The organism is Psychrobacter sp. TWP2-1-2, from assembly GCF_049896785.1.
GTDB lineage: Bacteria > Pseudomonadota > Gammaproteobacteria > Pseudomonadales > Moraxellaceae > Psychrobacter.
Window position 1 is genome coordinate 343,836 of sequence record NZ_JAFCVA010000001.1, and the last position, 19,442, is coordinate 363,277.

Genomic DNA, 19,442 nt, shown 5'->3' on the forward strand with positions numbered 1-19,442 from the left:
AATTTAGTAATATTAGAACCTATTTATTAAGAAAATACTTAGATTTTTTTATACAAAATAACTTTCTCACTACTGCTTTCTCGCCCAAGTAAAAAGGACTTTACAATGCCAACCTCTATATCAAAAAACAACATACGCACTGCTGACAATAATCCTCAAGGTAGAGCAAATATTAAAGCGGCTATTTTGTTAATCAGTAGCACATTTTTAGTATCACTGTCTGCTCACGCGCTTGAGCCGACAACCAATCAATCAACTACTATCAACCCAACATCGATTAACACTAGCGCCATCAATCTCGCGATTATGGCTGATAATCCTACTGTAATATCTGAAACTCAGCGTGTGACAAGAGCCAAAATCAATGCCCTCACTTCCACGATTAACAATGCCAAGACCGATCAAGCCATCTATTCTGAAGATGCGATTCACCACCCTGTTTGGGCAAAGAACGGTATGGTCGCCACCCAAGAAGCCCTCGCCTCTGATATTGGACTCAAGATTTTAAAAGACGGTGGTAATGCGGTTGATGCTGGCGTCGCCGTTGGCTTTGCCTTAGCAGTAACTTTGCCGCGCGCAGGTAACATTGGCGGTGGTGGATTTATGATGATTTATGATGCCAAGCAAGGCAAAACGGTGGCACTCGATTACCGTGAAAAAGCACCGAGTAGCGCCTCGCGTGATATGTATCTCGATGAGGATGGCAATGCGGTCAGCGACTTGTCTCGTTATCACGGTCTAGCAGTTGGTGTACCGGGAACGGTCGCAGGATTACTTAAAGCATTAGAAGATCATGGCACCATGAGCCGCGGACAAGTGATGGCACCAGCGATTGCACTGGCTGAGGACGGTATAGAAGTCACAGCAGGTCTGTCTGAGTCACTCACAGCATTAAGCGATCGCATGCAAAAATGGCCAAGCACGAAAAAGATATTTTTTAAACCTGATGGCAGCGCCTATCAACCCGGTGAGCGTTTAAAACAGCCTGAATTGGCAAAATCGCTTAAGCTCATTGCCGCAAAAGGGGCGGATGGATTCTATAAAGGAGAAACCGCAAGTAAGTTGGTCAAAGCGGTCAATGAGGCTGGTGGTAGCATGAGCTTACAAGATTTAGCCAACTATGAAGCCATCGCTCGCGTGCCCGTCAAAGGCGATTATCGTGGTTATGAGATTGTCTCGATGCCACCGCCGTCTTCTGGTGGTATTCATATTGTGCAAATCTTAAACATTTTGGAAGGTTATCCGCTAAAAGACTACGGTCAAAACAGCGCGCAAACCATTCATTTAATGGCCGAAGCGATGCAGCTCGCTTATGCGGATCGCTCAGAGTATTTAGGTGATTCTGACTTTATCGATGTGCCTGCTAGCGGTTTAGCTTCTCAGGCTTATGCGGATAAACTGCGCACCTTAATCAATCTAGACAAAGCCACACCAGCGTCTACCATCAAAGCCAACAACCCTCTACCCTATGAAAGCGATCAGACCACGCATTTCTCCATTGTAGATAAAAATGGCAATGCCATAGCCAATACTTATACGCTAAACTTTTCTTATGGCACAGGTCTTGTCGCTGAAGGTACGGGGATATTGCTCAATAATGAGATGGACGATTTTTCTGCCAAACCGGGTGTGCCAAATGGTTATGGATTATTGGGCGGTGAAGCAAATGCCGTTGAAGCCAATAAACGCCCATTATCTTCTATGAGTCCGACACTGGTCTTTAAAGATAGTAAACCATATATCGTCACGGGTAGCCCTGGTGGTAGCCGCATCATTACCACTGTCACCCAAATAATCTCGAATGTCATCGATCATGATATGAATATCGCTGAGGCCACTCACGCACCGCGTATCCATGACCAATGGCTGCCTGATGAGATTCGGGTCGAAAAAGCACTGAATATTGATACGGTTAAAAAGCTTGAGTCAATGGGTCATACGGTCAGTCCAAAATCTGCCATGGGCTCGACTCAGTCGATTATGATTACGCCAAATGGTATCTACGGCTCGTCTGATCCGCGTATCGTCGATGCGGCGGTGGTTGGGTATTAATCATAAACTAGAGGGTATTATGCAGACAATCAAACTCACACTAATATTGACCAGTATATTAGGCCTCACTGCCTGTATCGATTTGGGTGCGCGGTTTATGTATGAACAAGACTATTTAGAAACTGACTCTGGCAATGCAGTAGGAAGATGTACCACAGAGATCAATCCAGCAACAGACAGACTGCTTTTTTCGCCACTGCCCGAAAGATCGGCAAAAGGATACTGGGAAGACAACAACTTGCCTAAAGGCACACTGTATTTTATCTGTGACGGGAGCACACCCTTATTACCAAAGGACTGTCAAGGAAACGAGCTGACCACGCCGCAGCTGCGTCGCTATTGGAAAAAATATGACTTGCCTGTGGGTACTAAAAGATTTGACTGCAGAAATGGTGTACCTCGTGTACCAGCCGATAGCTAGTTAAGAACGTACCTTCTATCATGGATAAGGAAATTATCATGAAAAAATCATACCTCATCGCCAGCGGACTCACCGCAGTACTATTAACAGGCTGTATAGATAATATAGCAGGGATTAACAACTCAAAACCTGATAAATACATTTTGAATAGTAAAGGTGGCTGGGCATTAGACTGTGTAACAAACAGTCCTTTGGGTTCTGACGGCGATTACTTTTGGGATTACAACAACCTACCTCATGGCACGGTAGACTATGTCTGTAAAGAAGGTAGAGCCTATCTACCTGGGCAAGCACCCAATTGTGATATGCAGGATGGCTTTTGCCCACCCGACAAAGATACCAAAAAATGCTATGACTATGAAACTTCAATATATTATGCAAAACAATGCAAAGAAGGCGACTCCCTAATCGGTTATTGGCAAGGTGATAAATGGATGAATAGAGAGGGTAACGCCGATAATCCAGTCTGGGTTGAAGGTAAATGGTTTGGATTATAATCCAAGTTTCTAAAAAGTATTCACCTCTAAACAGATTAATATCTCTTTCTAAACATTTCATAAATAACCGCTTTCATCGTTAAGAATGTCAGCGGTTTTTTGATAGAAAAATAATGCTTTCCCTAGCAAAAAATCTTGCCTATATCTTGTCTATTACACTGAAATAAGATCGCTGAGGTCTTTTAGTGAAATTGAAATAGCACATATCTGATGAATACTTCCAACCTGATTACTTAGCCTAATAGCTTTGAATCAGTGGCTGTCTACGGCAAATAATGCTATTATTGACGACCCCATTTAAAACGTATCAACATGGCTATCGAGGTCTTATTTACCTTTGAACATCAATATAAATGACGGATAAACATCCTTTATTTTATCGATAGCTTATTGCTTTTGATCGTACTAGTAAGAGTCTCCTATGGCATTTGTACACCTTGGCATCCACAGCGAATATTCAATCACTGATTCTATCGTGCGTATTAAGCCGCTAGTGAAAGCTGCGGCGGCTGACCATCAGCGCGCGCTGGCATTGACCGATTTGTCCAATCTGTATGCCACGGTGAAGTTTTATCGTGCCTGCCTAGGTGCGGGTATCAAGCCCATTATCGGCAGTGAAGTCATCATGGAAAATGAAGACACACGGCTCACCCTACTCGCGATGGACAACGAGGGCTATCAAAACATCACTCGTATCGTATCGCTTGGCTTTACCGAAGGGCGCGCCGACGATGCCAATCATGGTGTGCCAGTCGTTAAGCGCAGTCATATTTTAGCGCATGCGGCAGGCGTGATTGTCTTATTTACTGAAAAATCAGATGTCGGTCAGGCACTGGTTGGCTCGATGCCAGAAAAAGCCGATGAGCTGCTAATAGAATGGCAGGCGCAATTTGCTGACCGTTTATATTTTGCGATTAAGCGTACCAATCGCTCAGGTGAAGACGCCTTTATTAAAGCGGCTATTCACTCTGGTGCTAAGCATCATATTCCTATCATTGCTCATAATGACGTACGTTTCTTAGAGCAGGATGATTTCGATGCTCACGAAGCGCGGGTTTGTATCGCTGGCTCTTACGTACTTGCCGACCAAAATCGCCCGCAAACTTATTCCGATGCACAATATCTTAAAACCCAAGCGCAAATGCAGCAGTTATTTGCTGATATTCCGCAGGTTATCAACAATACTTTGCGCTTAGCAAGCCGTTGTAATGTGACGTTGACGCTTGGTATCAACGTATTACCTGACTTTCCTGTGCCCGAAGGTGAGACGATTGAATCGTTTTTCCGTGCAGAATCAATACGGGGTCTGAATAATCGACTAGATAAACTATTCCCAATCGAGAAACGTAGCGATAATTGGAGCGAGTTTCGCCAAAGATATGATGACCGCTTAGAGTATGAACTAAAGGTTATTCTTTCAATGGGCTTTCCTGGTTACTTCCTCATCGTCATGGACTTTATCCGTTGGGCAAAAGCCAATGGCGTACCAGTCGGTCCTGGTCGTGGTTCTGGTGCAGGCTCACTCGTTGCTTATTCGCTCAATATTACCGACCTCGACCCTATTCATTACGACTTATTATTTGAGCGCTTTTTGAATCCCGAGCGTGTGTCCATGCCCGATTTCGATATTGACTTCTGTATCGAAGGTCGCGACCGCGTTATTGATTATGTAGCACAAACCTATGGTCGTGAAGCAGTCTCGCAAATCATTACCTTTGGTACGATGGCAGCAAAAGCGGTGGTGCGTGACGTCGCACGTGCACAAAGTAAATCCTATTTCCTTGCCAGCAAAATGTCGAAACTTATTCCCAAAACACCGGGTATCACCCTCAGTCAAGCGCTTGAGCAAGAGCCGCAGCTCAAAGACTTAATCTCCAATCCTGACAATATGGATTATGAAGATGCCACTGAAGTGTGGGAGATGGCAATTAAGCTCGAAGGTATTTGCCGGAACGTGGGTAAACATGCTGGTGGCGTATTGATTGCGCCGCACAGAATCACAGATTTTAGCGCGATTTATTGTGATGATGAAGGTCACCGTGTCAGCCAATTTGATAAAGATGACGTTGAAGCCGTTGGGCTAGTAAAATTTGACTTTTTGGGTCTACGTAACTTGACCGTGATTGATGCCGCTGTTAGAAATATCAACCTGCGCCGTGCAAAAGAAGGCAAAGATGCGTTGGTGTTAGAAGACCTACCATTAGATGATAAAAAAGCCTACAAGCTCTTGCAAGATGCCAAGACCACTGCCGTTTTTCAGCTAGAAAGTATGGGCATGAAAAAGTATCTGGCGAAATTACAACCGACCAATATCGAAGATGTGATCGCCATGTGTGCGCTTTATCGCCCAGGCCCGCTGGACGCTGGCATGGTAGAGATGTATATCGACCGCAAACATGGTCGTGAGGAAGTCATTTATGATCATCCCAATCTTGAGCCGATTTTAGAAAATACCAATGGCGTTATTGTCTATCAAGAACAGGTCATGCAAATCTCGCAGGTCATGGCAGGCTACAGCTTGGGCGGCGCAGATATGCTTCGCCGTGCCATGGGTAAAAAGAAACCTGAAGAAATGGCTAAGCAGCGCGATATCTTTATTACTGGTGCAACAGAGCAAGGTATTGATGAAGCAACGTCAGGCGGTGTGTTTGATTTGATGGAGAAGTTTGCCGGTTACGGCTTTAACCGCTCGCATTCGGCTGCTTATGGTGTACTCGCTTATCAGACCGCGTATCTAAAGCAATACTATCCTGCTGAGTTTATGGCAGCCGTACTCACATCAGATATGAACAACACTGACAACGTGGTGTTCTTTATCAATGATTGCCGTGAAAACTTTGATTTGACCGTGGTTAATCCATCGGTAAATCGCAGTGAATGGCATTTCGTTGCCGATACCCCAACCAATATCATTTATGGCTTGGGTGCGATTAAAGGCGTTGGTGAAGGCGCGGTCGAGTCTATCGTTGATGCACGCCGCCGTGAAGGACCGTTTAAAGACCTATATGATTTTTGTCGCCGTGTTGATATCAAAAAGGTTAATAAACGCACTTTAGAGGGACTGATAAACGCTGGTTGTTTTGATGACTTTGCAGCCACCCTACGACCAGATTTACCAGCCGATGAAGCATACGAGATTCGCGGCGCATTAATGAGCCAGCTGCCAAGTGCCGTACAAGCTGCTGAACAAGACCGTCAGAACCGTGAAATCGGCATGATGGATTTGTTTGGTGAAATGGATGGTGTCGTCGCCGCGCCGCCACTGGTTATGACGCCAGAGCTGATTTGGGGTGATAAACATCGTTTAAAAGCAGAAAAGAACACGTTAGGATTGTATTTGACGGGTCATCCAATCAATGAATACTTGGATGAGTTAAAACGCTATACCTCAGGCACTCGTCTCGATAAACTGACTGACACGGGCTATAACGGTAGCTGTTATTTCGCCGGATTGATTATTGATATTGCCAACTTTGGTAATCGCAATGTCATTATCTTAGATGACGGCACTTCAAGGCTGGAAGTAAGCTGCTATGCCGAGCGTTTCAATCGTGTCAAAGAACAGTTGAAAATTGATGAAGTCGTCATCATCAAAGGCAGCATTCGTGAGCATGATGGGCGTTTATTTGCCCGTCTTGATAGTGCCATGAGCATGGTCGATGCGCGCCTAAGATGGATGAAAAAAATCAGTATTAAAATTCATGGCAGCGACATCAATCTGCTGACGCGACTGCAACCGTTACTCAAGTCTGCACAAGCCAGCATTATTCCGGCACCAAAACTGTCTCATGACAACGAGCAAGACGAGCAAAGTGGCAACTTTAATGGCAATAGTGGCTACGATGCTGCGATGGGCGGAAGTTTATATGATGAAAATGGCAATGATTTATTGGCGCTAGAAAATGACATGAATCAAAATAGTGCTAATCAAAGTTATGCCAATAATGCTTTGAGCAATACTGACACCTCCATTAATGATAATTGTCTGCCACTGGGACTGAGCATTTATGAGAAATTTGGCATCGCTAACGTAGGGCTATCTGAGCACTGGCGCATCTACCCCAACGATGATAACTTACAGCAATTAAAGAATATGGTTAGTGAAGACAATTTGCATTTCCATTATAGCTAGGGCGTATCCTCATTTTAAAAATGGTGATGAAAATGAGATAAATTGCCGTCAAACAAGGAAGATAGCGACGTTAATATCGAGATATTGATAAGCTATTTGACGATGTTTAACAAAATTTAGCCATGTTTAGCCCATTTAGAGAGTAATTGATTGAATTGAGGACACGCCCTAATACCTGAAGAACATTGACGTATTTATTACAAACCCTTTACCGTTTTAACTTTTAGAATTGGACATAAAACCATGGATGAAACCCCAAATAAAAATATGGCTCACCAAGCTGAAGAAATCATTAATCATGAGCAATTTGAAGATATGCGTGATTTGTTAGAAGAAGACTTTGCTGATTTGATACAAGTGTATATCACTGATAGTCAGCAGCGAATAAGTGCGCTGCGAGTCGCTCAGCAAGAAAATGACAATGCCAATGGTTTTGAAGTTGCTCATGCGCTAAAAGGAGCCAGCGCCAACTTGGGCACGACCCAATTAACGAACTTGAGCAGCCAGTTACAAGAGCGCTGCCGCGAGCGTCTTATCAGCGAGCAAGCGGCACTGATTGAAAATATCGCCGTCGCATTGCAACGCGCAGAACAAGAAATCAATCTAAGACTGGGGTTGTAATGAGTAATGATTCTACCCCTATATTAGCAGCATCTACTGTCAATCATACGGTGAGCGACTATTTGTCTTGTGTGCAAGTTGTCATGGTTAATACCACTTTGCCTGCCAATATTGGCTCAGCAGCGCGCGCCATGCACACAATGGGTTTGTCTCGTTTGACGGTTGTCGATCCTAAGCTACCAATTGATGAAACCAGTGTGTCTCATGCAGCAGGTGGCAGCGAGCTGCTATCATCAGCCTTGATTGCACCTACTTTAGAATCTGCTATTGCGGATTGCCAGTTGGTATTTGCTGCCAGCAGTCGCAGTCGGCATTTGCCCCGCCCTGTCGTGACACCCACGCAAGCTGCTAAGATTATGTTTGATTTTATCGATAAACAGTCGGCGTCGAGCAAAGACGATAGCAACGCTAATACCCTGTCGGCTGTTACTGCTAGTAAACCAAATATCGCTATCCTATTTGGGCGTGAAGATCGTGGATTGACCAATGAAGAGTTGGCTTATGCCGATTATCATATCCAAATCGATGCCAACCCTGCTTATCCTGTACTCAATGTCGCGTCAGCCGTGCAAGTAATCGCTAGCTTTATTTTTGCTTACGCGCAATCACACACTCAGACAGCGGATAGTTTAGATACTGCTTTGAGTACTACTACTCAGCCAATGCTCGATGTACATTTACGTCAGCAATGGGATGAACCCGCCATTACCCAGCAGCAATTGCAACAGCTGACCCATCGCACCACTGAACTGATGGCTCAACGAGGTTTAGCCGATAGCGAAAACTTGAAGTCATTACCATCGCGGCTGTCACGACTGGGCTCACGCCTACAGCTTGATCAAAAAGAGTATCAGCTACTCAGTGCTTTGATTGCCAAACTTGCAAAAGACTAAAGCTTTTAATATGCAAATTTTCAGGCGTTGAGTTGCTATTGCATTAGCAGCCGTAGCATTTACAAATCCTATGATTTTAAAAATGATAGGATTCAATAATAAAAAGGAATTGATGATGAATTGGAACGTTTATTTGTCCGGAGAAATACACACCGACTGGCGACAAAAAATCATGCAAGGCGCGAAAGACCAAGGTTTAGACATTACCTTTACCTCAGCAGTCACTGAACATGAAGCCAGTGATGCCGCCGGTGACGTACTCGGTAAAAATGACAATGGCTTCTGGCGCGACCATCAGTCATCAAAGGTAAATGCGATTCGCACCAAAAACATGATTCAAAAATGCGATATTGCTATCATTCGTTTTGGTGATAAATATAAGCAGTGGAACGCTGCCTTCGATGCCGGCTACTGCGCGGCTTTAAGCAAGCCGTACATTACCCTTCATGCTGAAGATATTATCCATCCGCTAAAAGAAGTCGATGCGGCGGCAATGGCATGGGCGCAAACGCCAGAGCAAGTTGTTGAACTGCTAAAATATGTTGTCAGTGATAGCTAAATCATAAATAATTGCCTGTAGATAAATTGTCAATGACTGGCATTTTATCTGTCAGTCGTCTGTTTTTATTTATCGCTCATCGCTATATTTTGTGCTGCAAAGCTGCTATAACTAAATAGATTGTAATCAAAAATATGATAGGACAATTTATGTCATTGCCAACTGCCTTATTCAAATCACTTTCACGCATCAAAAAAGACCTAAAAGAAGATATCGATGCGGTATTTAACCGTGATCCTGCTGCGCGTAATAGTCTGGAAGTCATCTTGACTTATCCTGGCATCCACGCGCTCGTCCTACATCGCGGTGCCCATTATCTGTGGCAAAACGAGCAAAAGCTGGCGGCGCGAGTAATTTCTTATGGCTCACGCATCATCACAGGTATTGAGATACACCCTGCTGCCAAAATCGGTCGACGGTTTTTTATTGACCATGGTATGGGCATTGTCATTGGCGAAACGGCAGAGATTGGCAATGATGTGACCCTTTATCACGGGGTCACGCTTGGCGGTGTGTCATGGAACAATGGCAAGCGCCACCCTACTTTAGAAGATGGGGTTATCGTTGGTGCTGGTGCTAAAGTATTGGGGCCATTTACTGTCGGTAAAGGCGCCAAAATTGGCTCAAATGCCGTCGTAGTAAAGGCAGTACCAGCAGGTGCGACTATGGTCGGCAGCGCAGCTCGGATGATATCAGACCATCATGATGAAAAGGGCAATCCAATTGTCAAAAAAGTCGATGATGCCAACCAGCAAGAAAAAGTAGCGCAAGCTGCTTCTACAGATAATGGCATAGATAAAAAATCAATAGATGAAAAAGCCACCAACCGCTCAGTACGCGAAACTGCTTTTCAAGCTTATGGTATCGATCCAACCTCACAAGATCCTGTGGCTGAAGCTTTTGCTAAAATGCTAGAGCATATTCAACAATCAGAAAATCGCTTAGATCAATTACAAGCAGCGATGTGCAAAATCGATCCTGACTTTTGTAAAAAAGAATATGATAAATTATGCTTAGAGGATATCGATGTGATTGGTCGTGCTGATATGGATGAGATAGGCACTGAGCAGAAGTAATCTTCTAGCTGTCGTCGATACTGAATAAAAAAGAGGCTATTTAGCCTCTTTTTTCTATTTTGACCAATTGATAAATAACGCTTTACTGACTAGCTATTTAACAGACAATATTTATAAAAAAGATGAGTCAGGCTGCGTCAAAAACGCTATTTCTTCGCTACTTGAAACCCGTCCTAAAATATCATTACGATGCGGATAACGACCAAAATGATCGATAATCACTTTATGTTTAAGCTCAGCATCCACGGTGTCTGCATTGGTATATTGCTTGAATAGCTTTTCTGCTTGCTGATGAATCAGTTTTGATTCGCTGTGCATATAAGGCATCAATAAAAACTTACGTTCATCCATCGTTTCAAGTGCCTCTAATGCACCGGCAGCCACCGCCTCTTGCGCGAGCGCGAGACTCATCGCATCTTGGGCAAAAGCCGCTGGCGTATCACGGTAAATATTGCGTGAAAATTGATCCAATATAATAATTTCTGCTAAACGCCCTTTTATGCTGCTTCGCCATGTATAAAATTCTACGGCGGCGGCTTGCTCAAGTATACCGCTGTATCGCTCTATTAATAATTGATCAAACGCCATGTCTTTCTCAAAAAACTTCTCACTACCCATCTCTTCAAAACAGAAATTTAATATGTCGTTGTACATCATTTCCTCACTACATTATTTAAAAAAGTCAGCCAAAAGCATTATTCAAAGCTATGTTTAAAGCTATCATTTAAAAACATAAAGTATTCACTTTTGGTTTCATAATCACTAAGGAGTATTTAGCGATTCTGTCCTATACTCTTTCATTATTCATAACTAAAAAAATAGGAAAACTCATGGCGCGTTTACAAGATAAAGTTATCATTATTACTGGTGCCGCTCAAGGCATGGGCGAGACTCATGCACGTTTGTGTATGCAAGAAGGCGCTAAAGTGGTCTTGACCGACATCAATGCTGATAAAGGCGACGCATTAGCAAAAGAGCTTGGCGATAGCGCTTTATTTATTAAGCATGATGTCACTAGTGAAGACGATTGGACGCAAGTTGTTACAGCCACCCAAGATAAATTTGGCAAAATTGATGTCTTGGTAAATAATGCAGGTATCACTACGCACAAATCTATTTTAGATACTTCAGTAGAAGCGTATCGCAAGATTCTTGAGATTAACCAAGTGTCGGTCTTTTTAGGCATGAAAGCAGTCATTCCAACCATGAAAGCCGCCAAACAAGGTTCTATCATCAATATCTCATCGATTAACGGCTTGGTTGGCGGCGCTATCGGCTATACCGATTCTAAGTTTGCGGTACGCGGTATGACCAAAGCGGCAGCATTAGAGTGTGCCCCTCATGGCATTCGCGTGAACTCCATTCATCCAGGCGTCATCGCCACACCGATGATTATGCAAGGCGATACCAAAGATGCGGTTGAAGCATTTGCCAAAACTATTCCAATGAAACGTGTGGCTCAGCCCGAAGAAGTCAGCAGCATGGTGTTATTTTTAGCCTCTGATGACTCAAGCTACTCGACGGGTTCAGAGTTTGTCATTGATGGTGGTTTGACCGCACAATAGGCGTAATAGTTAAACTTTTTAAATGTGATATAGGCTGGGCATTTTGCTCAGCTTTTATTTTGAGAGGTTTTAAGAAAAACACTAAGGCGTGTCCTCAATAATTTTTATTTATTTAGAATAGCATCTGGGCTGCTTCATGTGACCTTTTAAAAAATGACCTTTAATCAACTCCTCTATCCCTGCTCTTTCATGCGCTTTGAATGGGTAACGATCTGCCATTACAATCCAATTAGACTCTTCAAAGTCCTTATTTTTGCTTAGGCTATTTTCATCAGAAACAACTTCTATTAATAGCGTTTCTATCAATAGAATATCGATATCCATCGTAACTTTTTTTATTGGCGTCTGAGCTTCTGTTAGACGCTGCCTATGACAGTCACCCTCAAGATCTTTAAAAACCTGCTGTAACTGTTGCAGTGTCATTGGCTCTCCCAAACGCAAATAAACGCACTGATTGGTATAATCGGGCTTTGGTTGCGCTTCGGTCGATGTAAAGTCAGGATTTTCAAATGCAGTAGATAACTGTATTCCCCCTAGCGCCGCTAGATCCTTTCGGACAAGCGGCAGATAATGTTCAGCTTGATAATTACTGCCTAAAGCCAATAATACTGCCGTCACAGATTGTGTTTGCAACAGTTCAGGCGTCTGCTTTTTTAGCGTTTCAAGACTCAAATCAGCCAAATTTTTATGCATATTATGCATCATCGTCCTTGCTTACAACTGGCTTATCTTCAATGGCCGTTGCATAACGCGTGATCTGTACCCCAACCGCATCGGCCTGCTTGATAGCAGTGGGCTTAGCAATGCTTAAAGTGATTTTATGACAGCTATATTTGGCAAGCAACTTATCAGCGATTTGCCCCGCTAAATGCTCTAGCAACTGAGCTTTAATCACTTGGCACCACGCGCTCACATCATCGCAAACCGCTTTATAATTCAGCGCATCGTTGACATCATCTGAGATAGCCGCACGGTTGATATCTGTTTCAAGTGCTATATCAATCAGCAGCGGCTGCGTGATTGCGCGCTCCCATGCATAAACACCGATGACGGCTTCCACTGTCAAGCCTTTAACAAATACTACATCAGATTCGGTATGAAACATGCTCTCATCCTTGTTTACTAAATTTCAATTAGATTTTGAACTCAGGTTTTTAATTGGTTTTCTGCAACGCCTCTTCACGCAAACGCGCGGCTTTTAGCGCTTTACTAGGGCGATGACGCCATAAGTCAATGCTGAATAATAACAGACCAAACCAAATCAGACCAAACACTGCAAGACGTTGTAAATCAAATGGCTCGTTATAATAGAACACCGCTAAGAAGAAGATAAAGGTCGGCGTCAGATAATTCATAAAACTTAAAATGCTATAAGCAACGAGCTTGGTAGATTTATTAAACAATAACAGCGGTATCAAGGTAATCGGCCCTGCGATCATTAGTAGCCAAATATTGGGACTAAACCAAAAACTCAATTGACTGCTAACCACATCTGCTTGCCAGAACCACCATAAGCAAATCGGCACCAACATCGTTGTTTCGACAAACATAGCATCGACAGCTGTCAAAGGCGTCTGCCGTTGAATGGTGCCATAAGTACTAAAACTAAAGGCTAGTATCAGTGATATCCATGGCAAGCTACCAATCATAACTACTTGAATGACCACGGATAATAAGGCGAAACCAATAGCAACCCATTGCAGCGTACGTAAGCGCTCTTTGAATAAAATCATCGATAGCGCAACGCCCACCAATGGTCCGATAAAATAACCCAAACTGGCTTCGAGAATACGGTCGTGATTGACGGCCCATACATAAGTGAGCCAGTTGGTGGCAATAATCAAACCCGATATAAATGAGAACGCGATCCATCTCGGATTTTTCTTTAAGGTATCGATCCATTGCCAGCGCTTGGTGACTACCAACACGATAAGCAAGCAAGCAAACGTCCAAATAATACGGTGACCGATAATTTCGGTCGCATCGTAGGCGGCCAATTGTTTAAAATATAATGGAAACCCACCCCAGATAAAAAAGGCAATGAGGGCGGTGATGATGCCACGTCTGGTTGTTTTAATGGGCGTAACTGGTTTTTTGATGACGTTTTGGGTGGTCATAGTACAGTACAACTTTTTAGAGCAAAGCGCACTCTTGCCCCATATTAATTTTTATATCAATTCAATGGCAAAAGCGCAGGGTCACTACAGATAGGATACAAGTTAAAAAGCAATGCGCTCATGCCAATATAGGCATCAACACATTGCTAACGATAACAACTTTAAAAACAACATTTACATCAAGGCTGATAAGCAACTTTTTAGACTTTATTGAATGCTGTAGCCAGCATTTTACAAGTCAGCACTTTAAAGCTCAGTGTTGCAAAAGCCAATAATACTATTCAGCAAGTTAATATAGTTTGTGGTATTAAACCGTGGCATTATCAACTTTAATAGACATTCCAATGTGATTGGCAAGCTCTGCAAATCCTGGGAAACTGGTATTAACGGTTTCAACACCTTCAATAGTAATTTGCTTGGATGCACGTAAGCTGGCAATTGCAAAACTCATGGCAATGCGATGATCATGGTGCGAGGTAATATGACCGCCACCAAAGACAGGCTGGCTATTATTGACATTGCTATTTTGACCTTCAATGCCTTCGCCTTCAATGCCTTTACCTTCGATGCCTTTACCTTCGATGATTAGCCCATCTTCCGTCACTGTACAATCAATACCCAGTGTTTGTAATCCTTCTGCCATGACTGCAATACGATCAGACTCTTTTACGCGCAGCTCTTTGGCACCAGTCAACACCGTACGACCTTGCGCACAGCTGGCAGCAATGAACAATACTGGAAATTCGTCAATCGCTAATGGCACTAAATGCTCTGGGATTTCAATACCTTTTAGGCTTGAGCTACGAATAGTGATATCAGCGACTGGCTCGCCGCCGACATGTGTCTCATTACTTAAGCTGATATCTGCTTGCATTAATTTTAAGATATCGATAATGCCCGTGCGTGTCGGATTAATACCTACTTGCGTCAAGGTAAGCTCGCTATTTTGGCTGATCGCAGCAGCGACCATAAAAAATGCCGCAGAGGATATATCAGCAGGGACAGCGATATCACCACCTGTGAGTTGCCCGCCACCGGTTACACTGATACGATTGCCATCAACCGTTACTGGATAACCAAAAGCTGAAAGCATACGCTCGGTATGGTCTCGACTGACTTCCGGTTGGGTAACGGTTGTGGTGCCTTCTGCCCAAAGTCCAGCCAACAATAAGCAAGATTTAATCTGCGCAGAAGCCACAGGCATCTCATAATCGATGCCTTGTAATGGCTTACCGATAGTCGCTCGACCAGTGATACTAAGTGGTGCCGTACCACTATGACCCGTACTTTGAATGACTGCACCCATCTCGCGTAAAGGTGCGGCCACACGCTCCATTGGGCGCTTGTTCAGGCTGGTATCACCTGTCAACACGCTGTCAAATGATTGCGCCGCTAAAATACCAGCCAGCAGGCGCATGCTAGTACCTGAGTTGCCCATATACAATGGTGTTTTACTCGGTTTCAGACCGTTCATACCCACGCCATGGATGGTCAATTTGCCATTGTCTGGCCCTTCAATGGTCACGCCCATATCACGGAATGCTTGCAAGGTGGCAAGCGCATCTTCCCCTTCCAAAAATCCAGTGACATTGGTCACGCCTGTCGCAAGGCTGCCCAGCATAATGCTGCGATGCGAGATAGACTTGTCACCAGGAATGGCAATAGTGCCCAATACAGTATTGCTAGGAGTAATATTATAAGAAGCTGACATGGCAGAAGTATCCGTATAAGGGGTGCTGGCTAACATATGGCCAAAATGTCGCCGTGCGGCTTGCGCGCGGCCCAAAAGTCCCATCAGGGCGGTTGAATCTTTATCGATGATAAGCTGGCGCATGGTCTGTAGGTAAACGCCATACTCATCAAGGGCGCTAACAATCGCGCTTTCGTTGGCAAAAAATATATCGTGCCACATTTTAGGATCACTGGCAGCGATGCGGCTAAAGTCACGAAAGCCGCCCGCTGCATAGCGAAACATATCTAAATTATCATCATGGCTCGCCAATTGCTCAACCAAATTAAACGCGAGCAAATGTGGCAAATGACTGGTGTGCGCCAATATACGATCGTGGTGTTCCGCATCCATTGACATAACGTTTGCACCCACCGCTTCCCATAACTGCCGCAGCTTGGTAATCGCTACATTGCTTGTAGTAGGTAGCTCACAAATAATGACACTATGATTAACAAACAATGTCGCGCGTCTGGCATGATATCCTGAATTCTCAGCACCCGCAATCGGATGCGCTGGAACAAGACCTATAGGCAATGAGCCAAAGACGGCTTTGGCAGCGTCAATTATATTGACCTTGGTGCTACAAACATCAGTAATGATGCAGTCAGTGGCAAGTTGTCCATTATCCATCGCTGCTTTGATATCAATAAATACGGCTTGCACCGCTTGTACTGGTACGGCGATAACAATCAAATCACTACCAAACACTACTTCACTTAAGACAGCACTACCAGCGTCTAATAAGCCGTGCTGAATGGCTTCGTCGATGCTTGGTACATGTCTATCAACCGCCACCAAGCGCTCACTCAAACCATTGTCTTTAATGGCTTGGGCAAGGCTCGCACCGATAAGCCCTAGACCAATCACACAAATTTGTTTAAATAACGGCGGCTGAGTATTCATACACTGCATATTATTGTTTTGATTGCTTATGTTTTGATTGCTTATGTTTTGATTGCTTATATTTTTTTGCTGGCGACTCACGGCTTTTCTCGTTAAACAAACTAGCGTCAGAATGACTAAAACAAGCCAACGCTAGTGTCATAAAAATGATTAATAAATTATTTACTTATCCAAAACGACCTAACATACTTCTGATCAATTATCAGTCAAGATTGAGCGCAGTGTATCAATCAGGCGCATATTTTCTTCTGCCACCCCTACTGTGATACGCAGCCAATGAGGTAAGCCATAGCCCTCTAATGGACGGACGATAACACCCTGCTCTAGCAATGCTTGATGAATAGAAGCAGCGGTGATGTCTTCCATCTCAACGGCTATTTCCACCATAATAAAGTTGGCATGCGACTTAATGAAACCCAACCCTAACGCGTCAAACTGCTTTTCTAACCAGCGCATTTGCTCATCATTCATCAGACGAGTTTTTTCAATAAAGTCTGAGTCAGCAAGTGCTGCAGCCGCAGCAGCTAAAGCCACTCTACTCACGTTAAATGGTTGACGGATTCGGTTGAGTAAGTCCGCAACAGCCACTGAGCTAAGCGCATAACCGACACGTAAACCCGCCAGTCCATAAGCTTTGGAAAAAGTGCGCACGATGACGACATTATCAAATTCATCTAACAACGCCCGATTATTACTCTCAGGGCTATATTCAATATACGCCTCATCTAATACCACCAATACCGAGCTTGGTATACTAGCCATAAATGCTCGTAACTCTTGAGGTTCAAGCTGCGTGCCAGTTGGATTATTAGGATTGGCGATAAAGACTATTTTAGTATTGGGGTTGTCTTGAACCGCTTGACTCATCGCTTTTAGATCATGACCAAAGCGATGGGCAGGCACTTCTATACCTGTCGCCCCTTGTATTTTAGCCAACATCGGATAAACGATAAAAGCATATTGACTGTAAACGATAGCATCGTCAGCACCAGCAAAACTACGCGCTAAAATATCAAGCAAATCATCAGAGCCATTGCCCAAAGTAATCTGCTCGACACTGACATCATTGAAGTCAGCCAGTGCTTGTTTTAGATAGTAACCGTTGCCATCAGGATAACGTGCCAACTGACCCAATTGCTCAGTAATCGCTAGCGTGACGTGCGGTGAGCAGCCTCTTGGGTTTTCATTACTGGCAAGTTTTACCACATCTGAGACGCCATACTCACGCGTCAACTCTTCAATCGGCTTGCCCGTTTGATAAGGCACCAGCTCTAAAATACTATCATAGGCAGGTACAAGCGGTGATAAATTTGACTCTACTGAATGAGATGACGGCATGATTTATCCTTAGATATGATTTTGGCAAGTGATGTGACCCATTCGGCGTTATATCGTTGGTTCAATTTCAAAGCGAGTCAAGGGGAACCAAGGCAACCGAGTGCAGATGATTATGTGATGCTTTACGCGAGGTAAACGCCATGACTCTTTTACAGTAGAGGGACTATAGCACTGCTTTTGGATAAGAACCTAGAACGCGCACATCTTTTACCAATGGACGGATATCAGCGATAGCAGCGCTGACGTTTGGCTCGTCAATATGACCATTCATGTCGATGAAGAATACGTATGCCCACTTATTCGGACGCTCAGGACGGGTTTCGATACTGGTCATCGACACGCCATGATAAGACAAAGGCTTCAAAATCTCGATCAATGCGCCCGCTTTGTCATGTGCTGATACGACGATAGACGTTTTATCCTGACCTGATGGCGCAATCGCTTCATGACCGATGATAAGGAATCGCGTGGTATTGCTCGGGTTGTCTTCGATATTTGAATATAGCTTATGCAAGCCATATTCAGCAGCAGCCACATCACCTGCAATTGCCGCTGAATGCCATTCATTTTTCAAGCGGCGGGCCGCTTCGCCGTTGCTCGATACCGCCACGCGCTCGACATTAGGATAATTGACATCGAGCCAATGACGACACTGCGCTAGTGACTGCTGATGCGAGTAAATACGGCTTAAACCATCAAGTTTGGTATGCTCAGCGACCAAGAAATTCTGATGAATCGGCAGCTCAACTTCTCCAATTATCTTTAAGGTAGAAGACAAAAAGCCATCTAACGTATGGTTGACCACACCCTCAGACGAGTTTTCGACTGGCACCACACCATACATCGCTGTGCCTGCTTCAACTTCACGGAATACATCAGTGATGGTGGTCATTGGTACGGTATCAGCGGCTTTACCGAAATGTTTGAGCGCAGCAGCATGAGTAAAAGTACCTACTGGTCCCAAGAAAGCAATGCGCTGCGGTGCCTCTAAGTCAAGGCAGACCGACATGATTTCACGGAACAACCGCGCCATTTTGTCATCAGCGATCGGACCTGTGTTGCGTTCCATCACCGCTTTTAGCACTTGCGCTTCACGCTCAGGGCGATAAAAAATAGGATTACTATTGTCGGCAGTCGGGTTATTGACAATGTGTTGTTTCTTTACTGCGGCCACTTGCTGAGCCAACTTGGCACGGTTATTAATCAATGTCTGGATTTCGCAGTCTACTGTATCAATACTTTGGCGAATATCGTCCAAAAACGCTTTTTCAGTTGCAGTATCGTTAGCCCCTGCGATGGCTTGATTTAGCTTATCCATATTTTGCTCTGATGACTGCTCACTCATTACCGCCTATCCTTTTTCTAAAATTATTACTGAGTTTTTTACTAGTTAGGTACTGCTTTTTTAACTTTGAAGTCTTTAAGTATTGCTAATTATCGACAACCAATCATCTCATTATTGAATCAGCACTCAATGACGGTCAGAGGTGTCAAGCATACTAGCAATGATATTCGATAGGAATCACACTAACATAG

16 protein-coding genes are annotated in these 19,442 nt (G+C 44.0%); 9 read left to right on the top strand and 7 right to left on the bottom strand.

Annotated elements, in window-relative coordinates; translation table 11 throughout:
* Window positions 1-105: 105 nt before the first annotated feature.
* The 8 genes from ggt to cysE all read left to right on the top strand — a co-directional run bounded on the left by ggt (window position 106) and on the right by cysE (window position 10,251).
* Window positions 106-2,052 (top strand): gamma-glutamyltransferase, encoded by a 1,947-nt coding sequence (gene ggt, locus ACP7AE_RS01380; RefSeq protein ID WP_426241099.1) that lies wholly within the window; start codon window positions 106-108, stop codon window positions 2,050-2,052.
* 19 nt (window positions 2,053-2,071) lie between these two features.
* Window positions 2,072-2,473: a hypothetical protein gene (locus ACP7AE_RS01385; RefSeq protein ID WP_201539179.1), complete on the top strand. Its 402-nt coding sequence runs from the start codon at window positions 2,072-2,074 to the stop codon at window positions 2,471-2,473.
* A 38-nt stretch (window positions 2,474-2,511) separates the two neighbouring features.
* A complete protein-coding gene (locus tag ACP7AE_RS01390) occupies window positions 2,512-2,970 on the top strand; it encodes a hypothetical protein (protein WP_201539358.1) in 459 nt (152 codons plus the stop codon).
* Between the two features lie 421 nt (window positions 2,971-3,391).
* The gene (dnaE, locus tag ACP7AE_RS01395; protein ID WP_426241100.1) at window positions 3,392-7,102 is read left to right on the top strand and encodes a DNA polymerase III subunit alpha; all 3,711 of its coding nucleotides are present in this window, start codon (window positions 3,392-3,394) and stop codon (window positions 7,100-7,102) included.
* Between the two features lie 243 nt (window positions 7,103-7,345).
* On the top strand, window positions 7,346-7,723 hold the full coding sequence (locus ACP7AE_RS01400) for an Hpt domain-containing protein (protein WP_109592692.1): 378 nt from the start codon (window positions 7,346-7,348) through the stop codon (window positions 7,721-7,723).
* Window positions 7,723-8,616, top strand: coding sequence for an RNA methyltransferase (locus tag ACP7AE_RS01405; RefSeq protein WP_201539182.1), 894 nt, complete (start codon window positions 7,723-7,725; stop codon window positions 8,614-8,616). The genes ACP7AE_RS01400 and ACP7AE_RS01405 overlap by 1 nt, the downstream gene beginning before the upstream one ends.
* 115 nt (window positions 8,617-8,731) lie before the next feature.
* Window positions 8,732-9,175: a YtoQ family protein gene (locus tag ACP7AE_RS01410; RefSeq protein WP_201539183.1), complete on the top strand. Its 444-nt coding sequence runs from the start codon at window positions 8,732-8,734 to the stop codon at window positions 9,173-9,175.
* A gap of 149 nt (window positions 9,176-9,324) precedes the next feature.
* Window positions 9,325-10,251, top strand: coding sequence for a serine O-acetyltransferase (gene cysE / locus ACP7AE_RS01415; protein WP_201539184.1), 927 nt, complete (start codon window positions 9,325-9,327; stop codon window positions 10,249-10,251).
* 111 nt (window positions 10,252-10,362) lie between these two features.
* Here the strand turns inward: cysE and ACP7AE_RS01420 are convergent, their stop codons facing one another.
* Window positions 10,363-10,908 carry a DUF924 family protein gene (locus ACP7AE_RS01420; protein ID WP_426241101.1) on the bottom strand — a complete coding sequence of 182 codons (546 nt, stop codon included), beginning with the start codon at window positions 10,906-10,908 and terminating at the stop codon, window positions 10,363-10,365.
* Window positions 10,909-11,081: 173 nt separating this feature from the next.
* Between ACP7AE_RS01420 and ACP7AE_RS01425 the strand changes: the two genes are divergently transcribed.
* Window positions 11,082-11,816: a glucose 1-dehydrogenase gene (locus ACP7AE_RS01425; RefSeq protein WP_426241102.1), complete on the top strand. Its 735-nt coding sequence runs from the start codon at window positions 11,082-11,084 to the stop codon at window positions 11,814-11,816.
* A gap of 108 nt (window positions 11,817-11,924) precedes the next feature.
* Here ACP7AE_RS01425 and ACP7AE_RS01430 read toward each other — a convergent pair whose 3' ends face one another.
* The 6 genes from ACP7AE_RS01430 to pheA all read right to left on the bottom strand — a co-directional run bounded on the left by ACP7AE_RS01430 (window position 11,925) and on the right by pheA (window position 19,251).
* Window positions 11,925-12,521 carry a 2-amino-4-hydroxy-6-hydroxymethyldihydropteridine diphosphokinase gene (locus tag ACP7AE_RS01430; protein ID WP_426241103.1) on the bottom strand — a complete coding sequence of 199 codons (597 nt, stop codon included), beginning with the start codon at window positions 12,519-12,521 and terminating at the stop codon, window positions 11,925-11,927.
* Window positions 12,511-12,921, bottom strand: coding sequence for a dihydroneopterin aldolase (gene folB / locus ACP7AE_RS01435; protein WP_426241104.1), 411 nt, complete (start codon window positions 12,919-12,921; stop codon window positions 12,511-12,513). The genes ACP7AE_RS01430 and folB overlap by 11 nt, the downstream gene beginning before the upstream one ends.
* A gap of 49 nt (window positions 12,922-12,970) precedes the next feature.
* On the bottom strand, window positions 12,971-13,933 hold the full coding sequence (gene rarD / locus ACP7AE_RS01440; protein WP_055124102.1) for an EamA family transporter RarD: 963 nt from the start codon (window positions 13,931-13,933) through the stop codon (window positions 12,971-12,973).
* A gap of 307 nt (window positions 13,934-14,240) precedes the next feature.
* The gene (locus ACP7AE_RS01445; RefSeq protein WP_426241171.1) at window positions 14,241-16,577 is read right to left on the bottom strand and encodes a bifunctional prephenate dehydrogenase/3-phosphoshikimate 1-carboxyvinyltransferase; all 2,337 of its coding nucleotides are present in this window, start codon (window positions 16,575-16,577) and stop codon (window positions 14,241-14,243) included.
* A gap of 186 nt (window positions 16,578-16,763) precedes the next feature.
* Entirely contained in the window at window positions 16,764-17,906 is a 1,143-nt protein-coding gene (gene hisC, locus ACP7AE_RS01450) for a histidinol-phosphate transaminase (RefSeq protein ID WP_087815303.1), read from the bottom strand.
* A gap of 163 nt (window positions 17,907-18,069) precedes the next feature.
* Window positions 18,070-19,251, bottom strand: a complete 1,182-nt coding sequence (pheA, locus tag ACP7AE_RS01455) for a prephenate dehydratase (RefSeq protein ID WP_045455471.1) — start codon at window positions 19,249-19,251, stop codon at window positions 18,070-18,072.
* Window positions 19,252-19,442 lie beyond the last annotated feature (191 nt).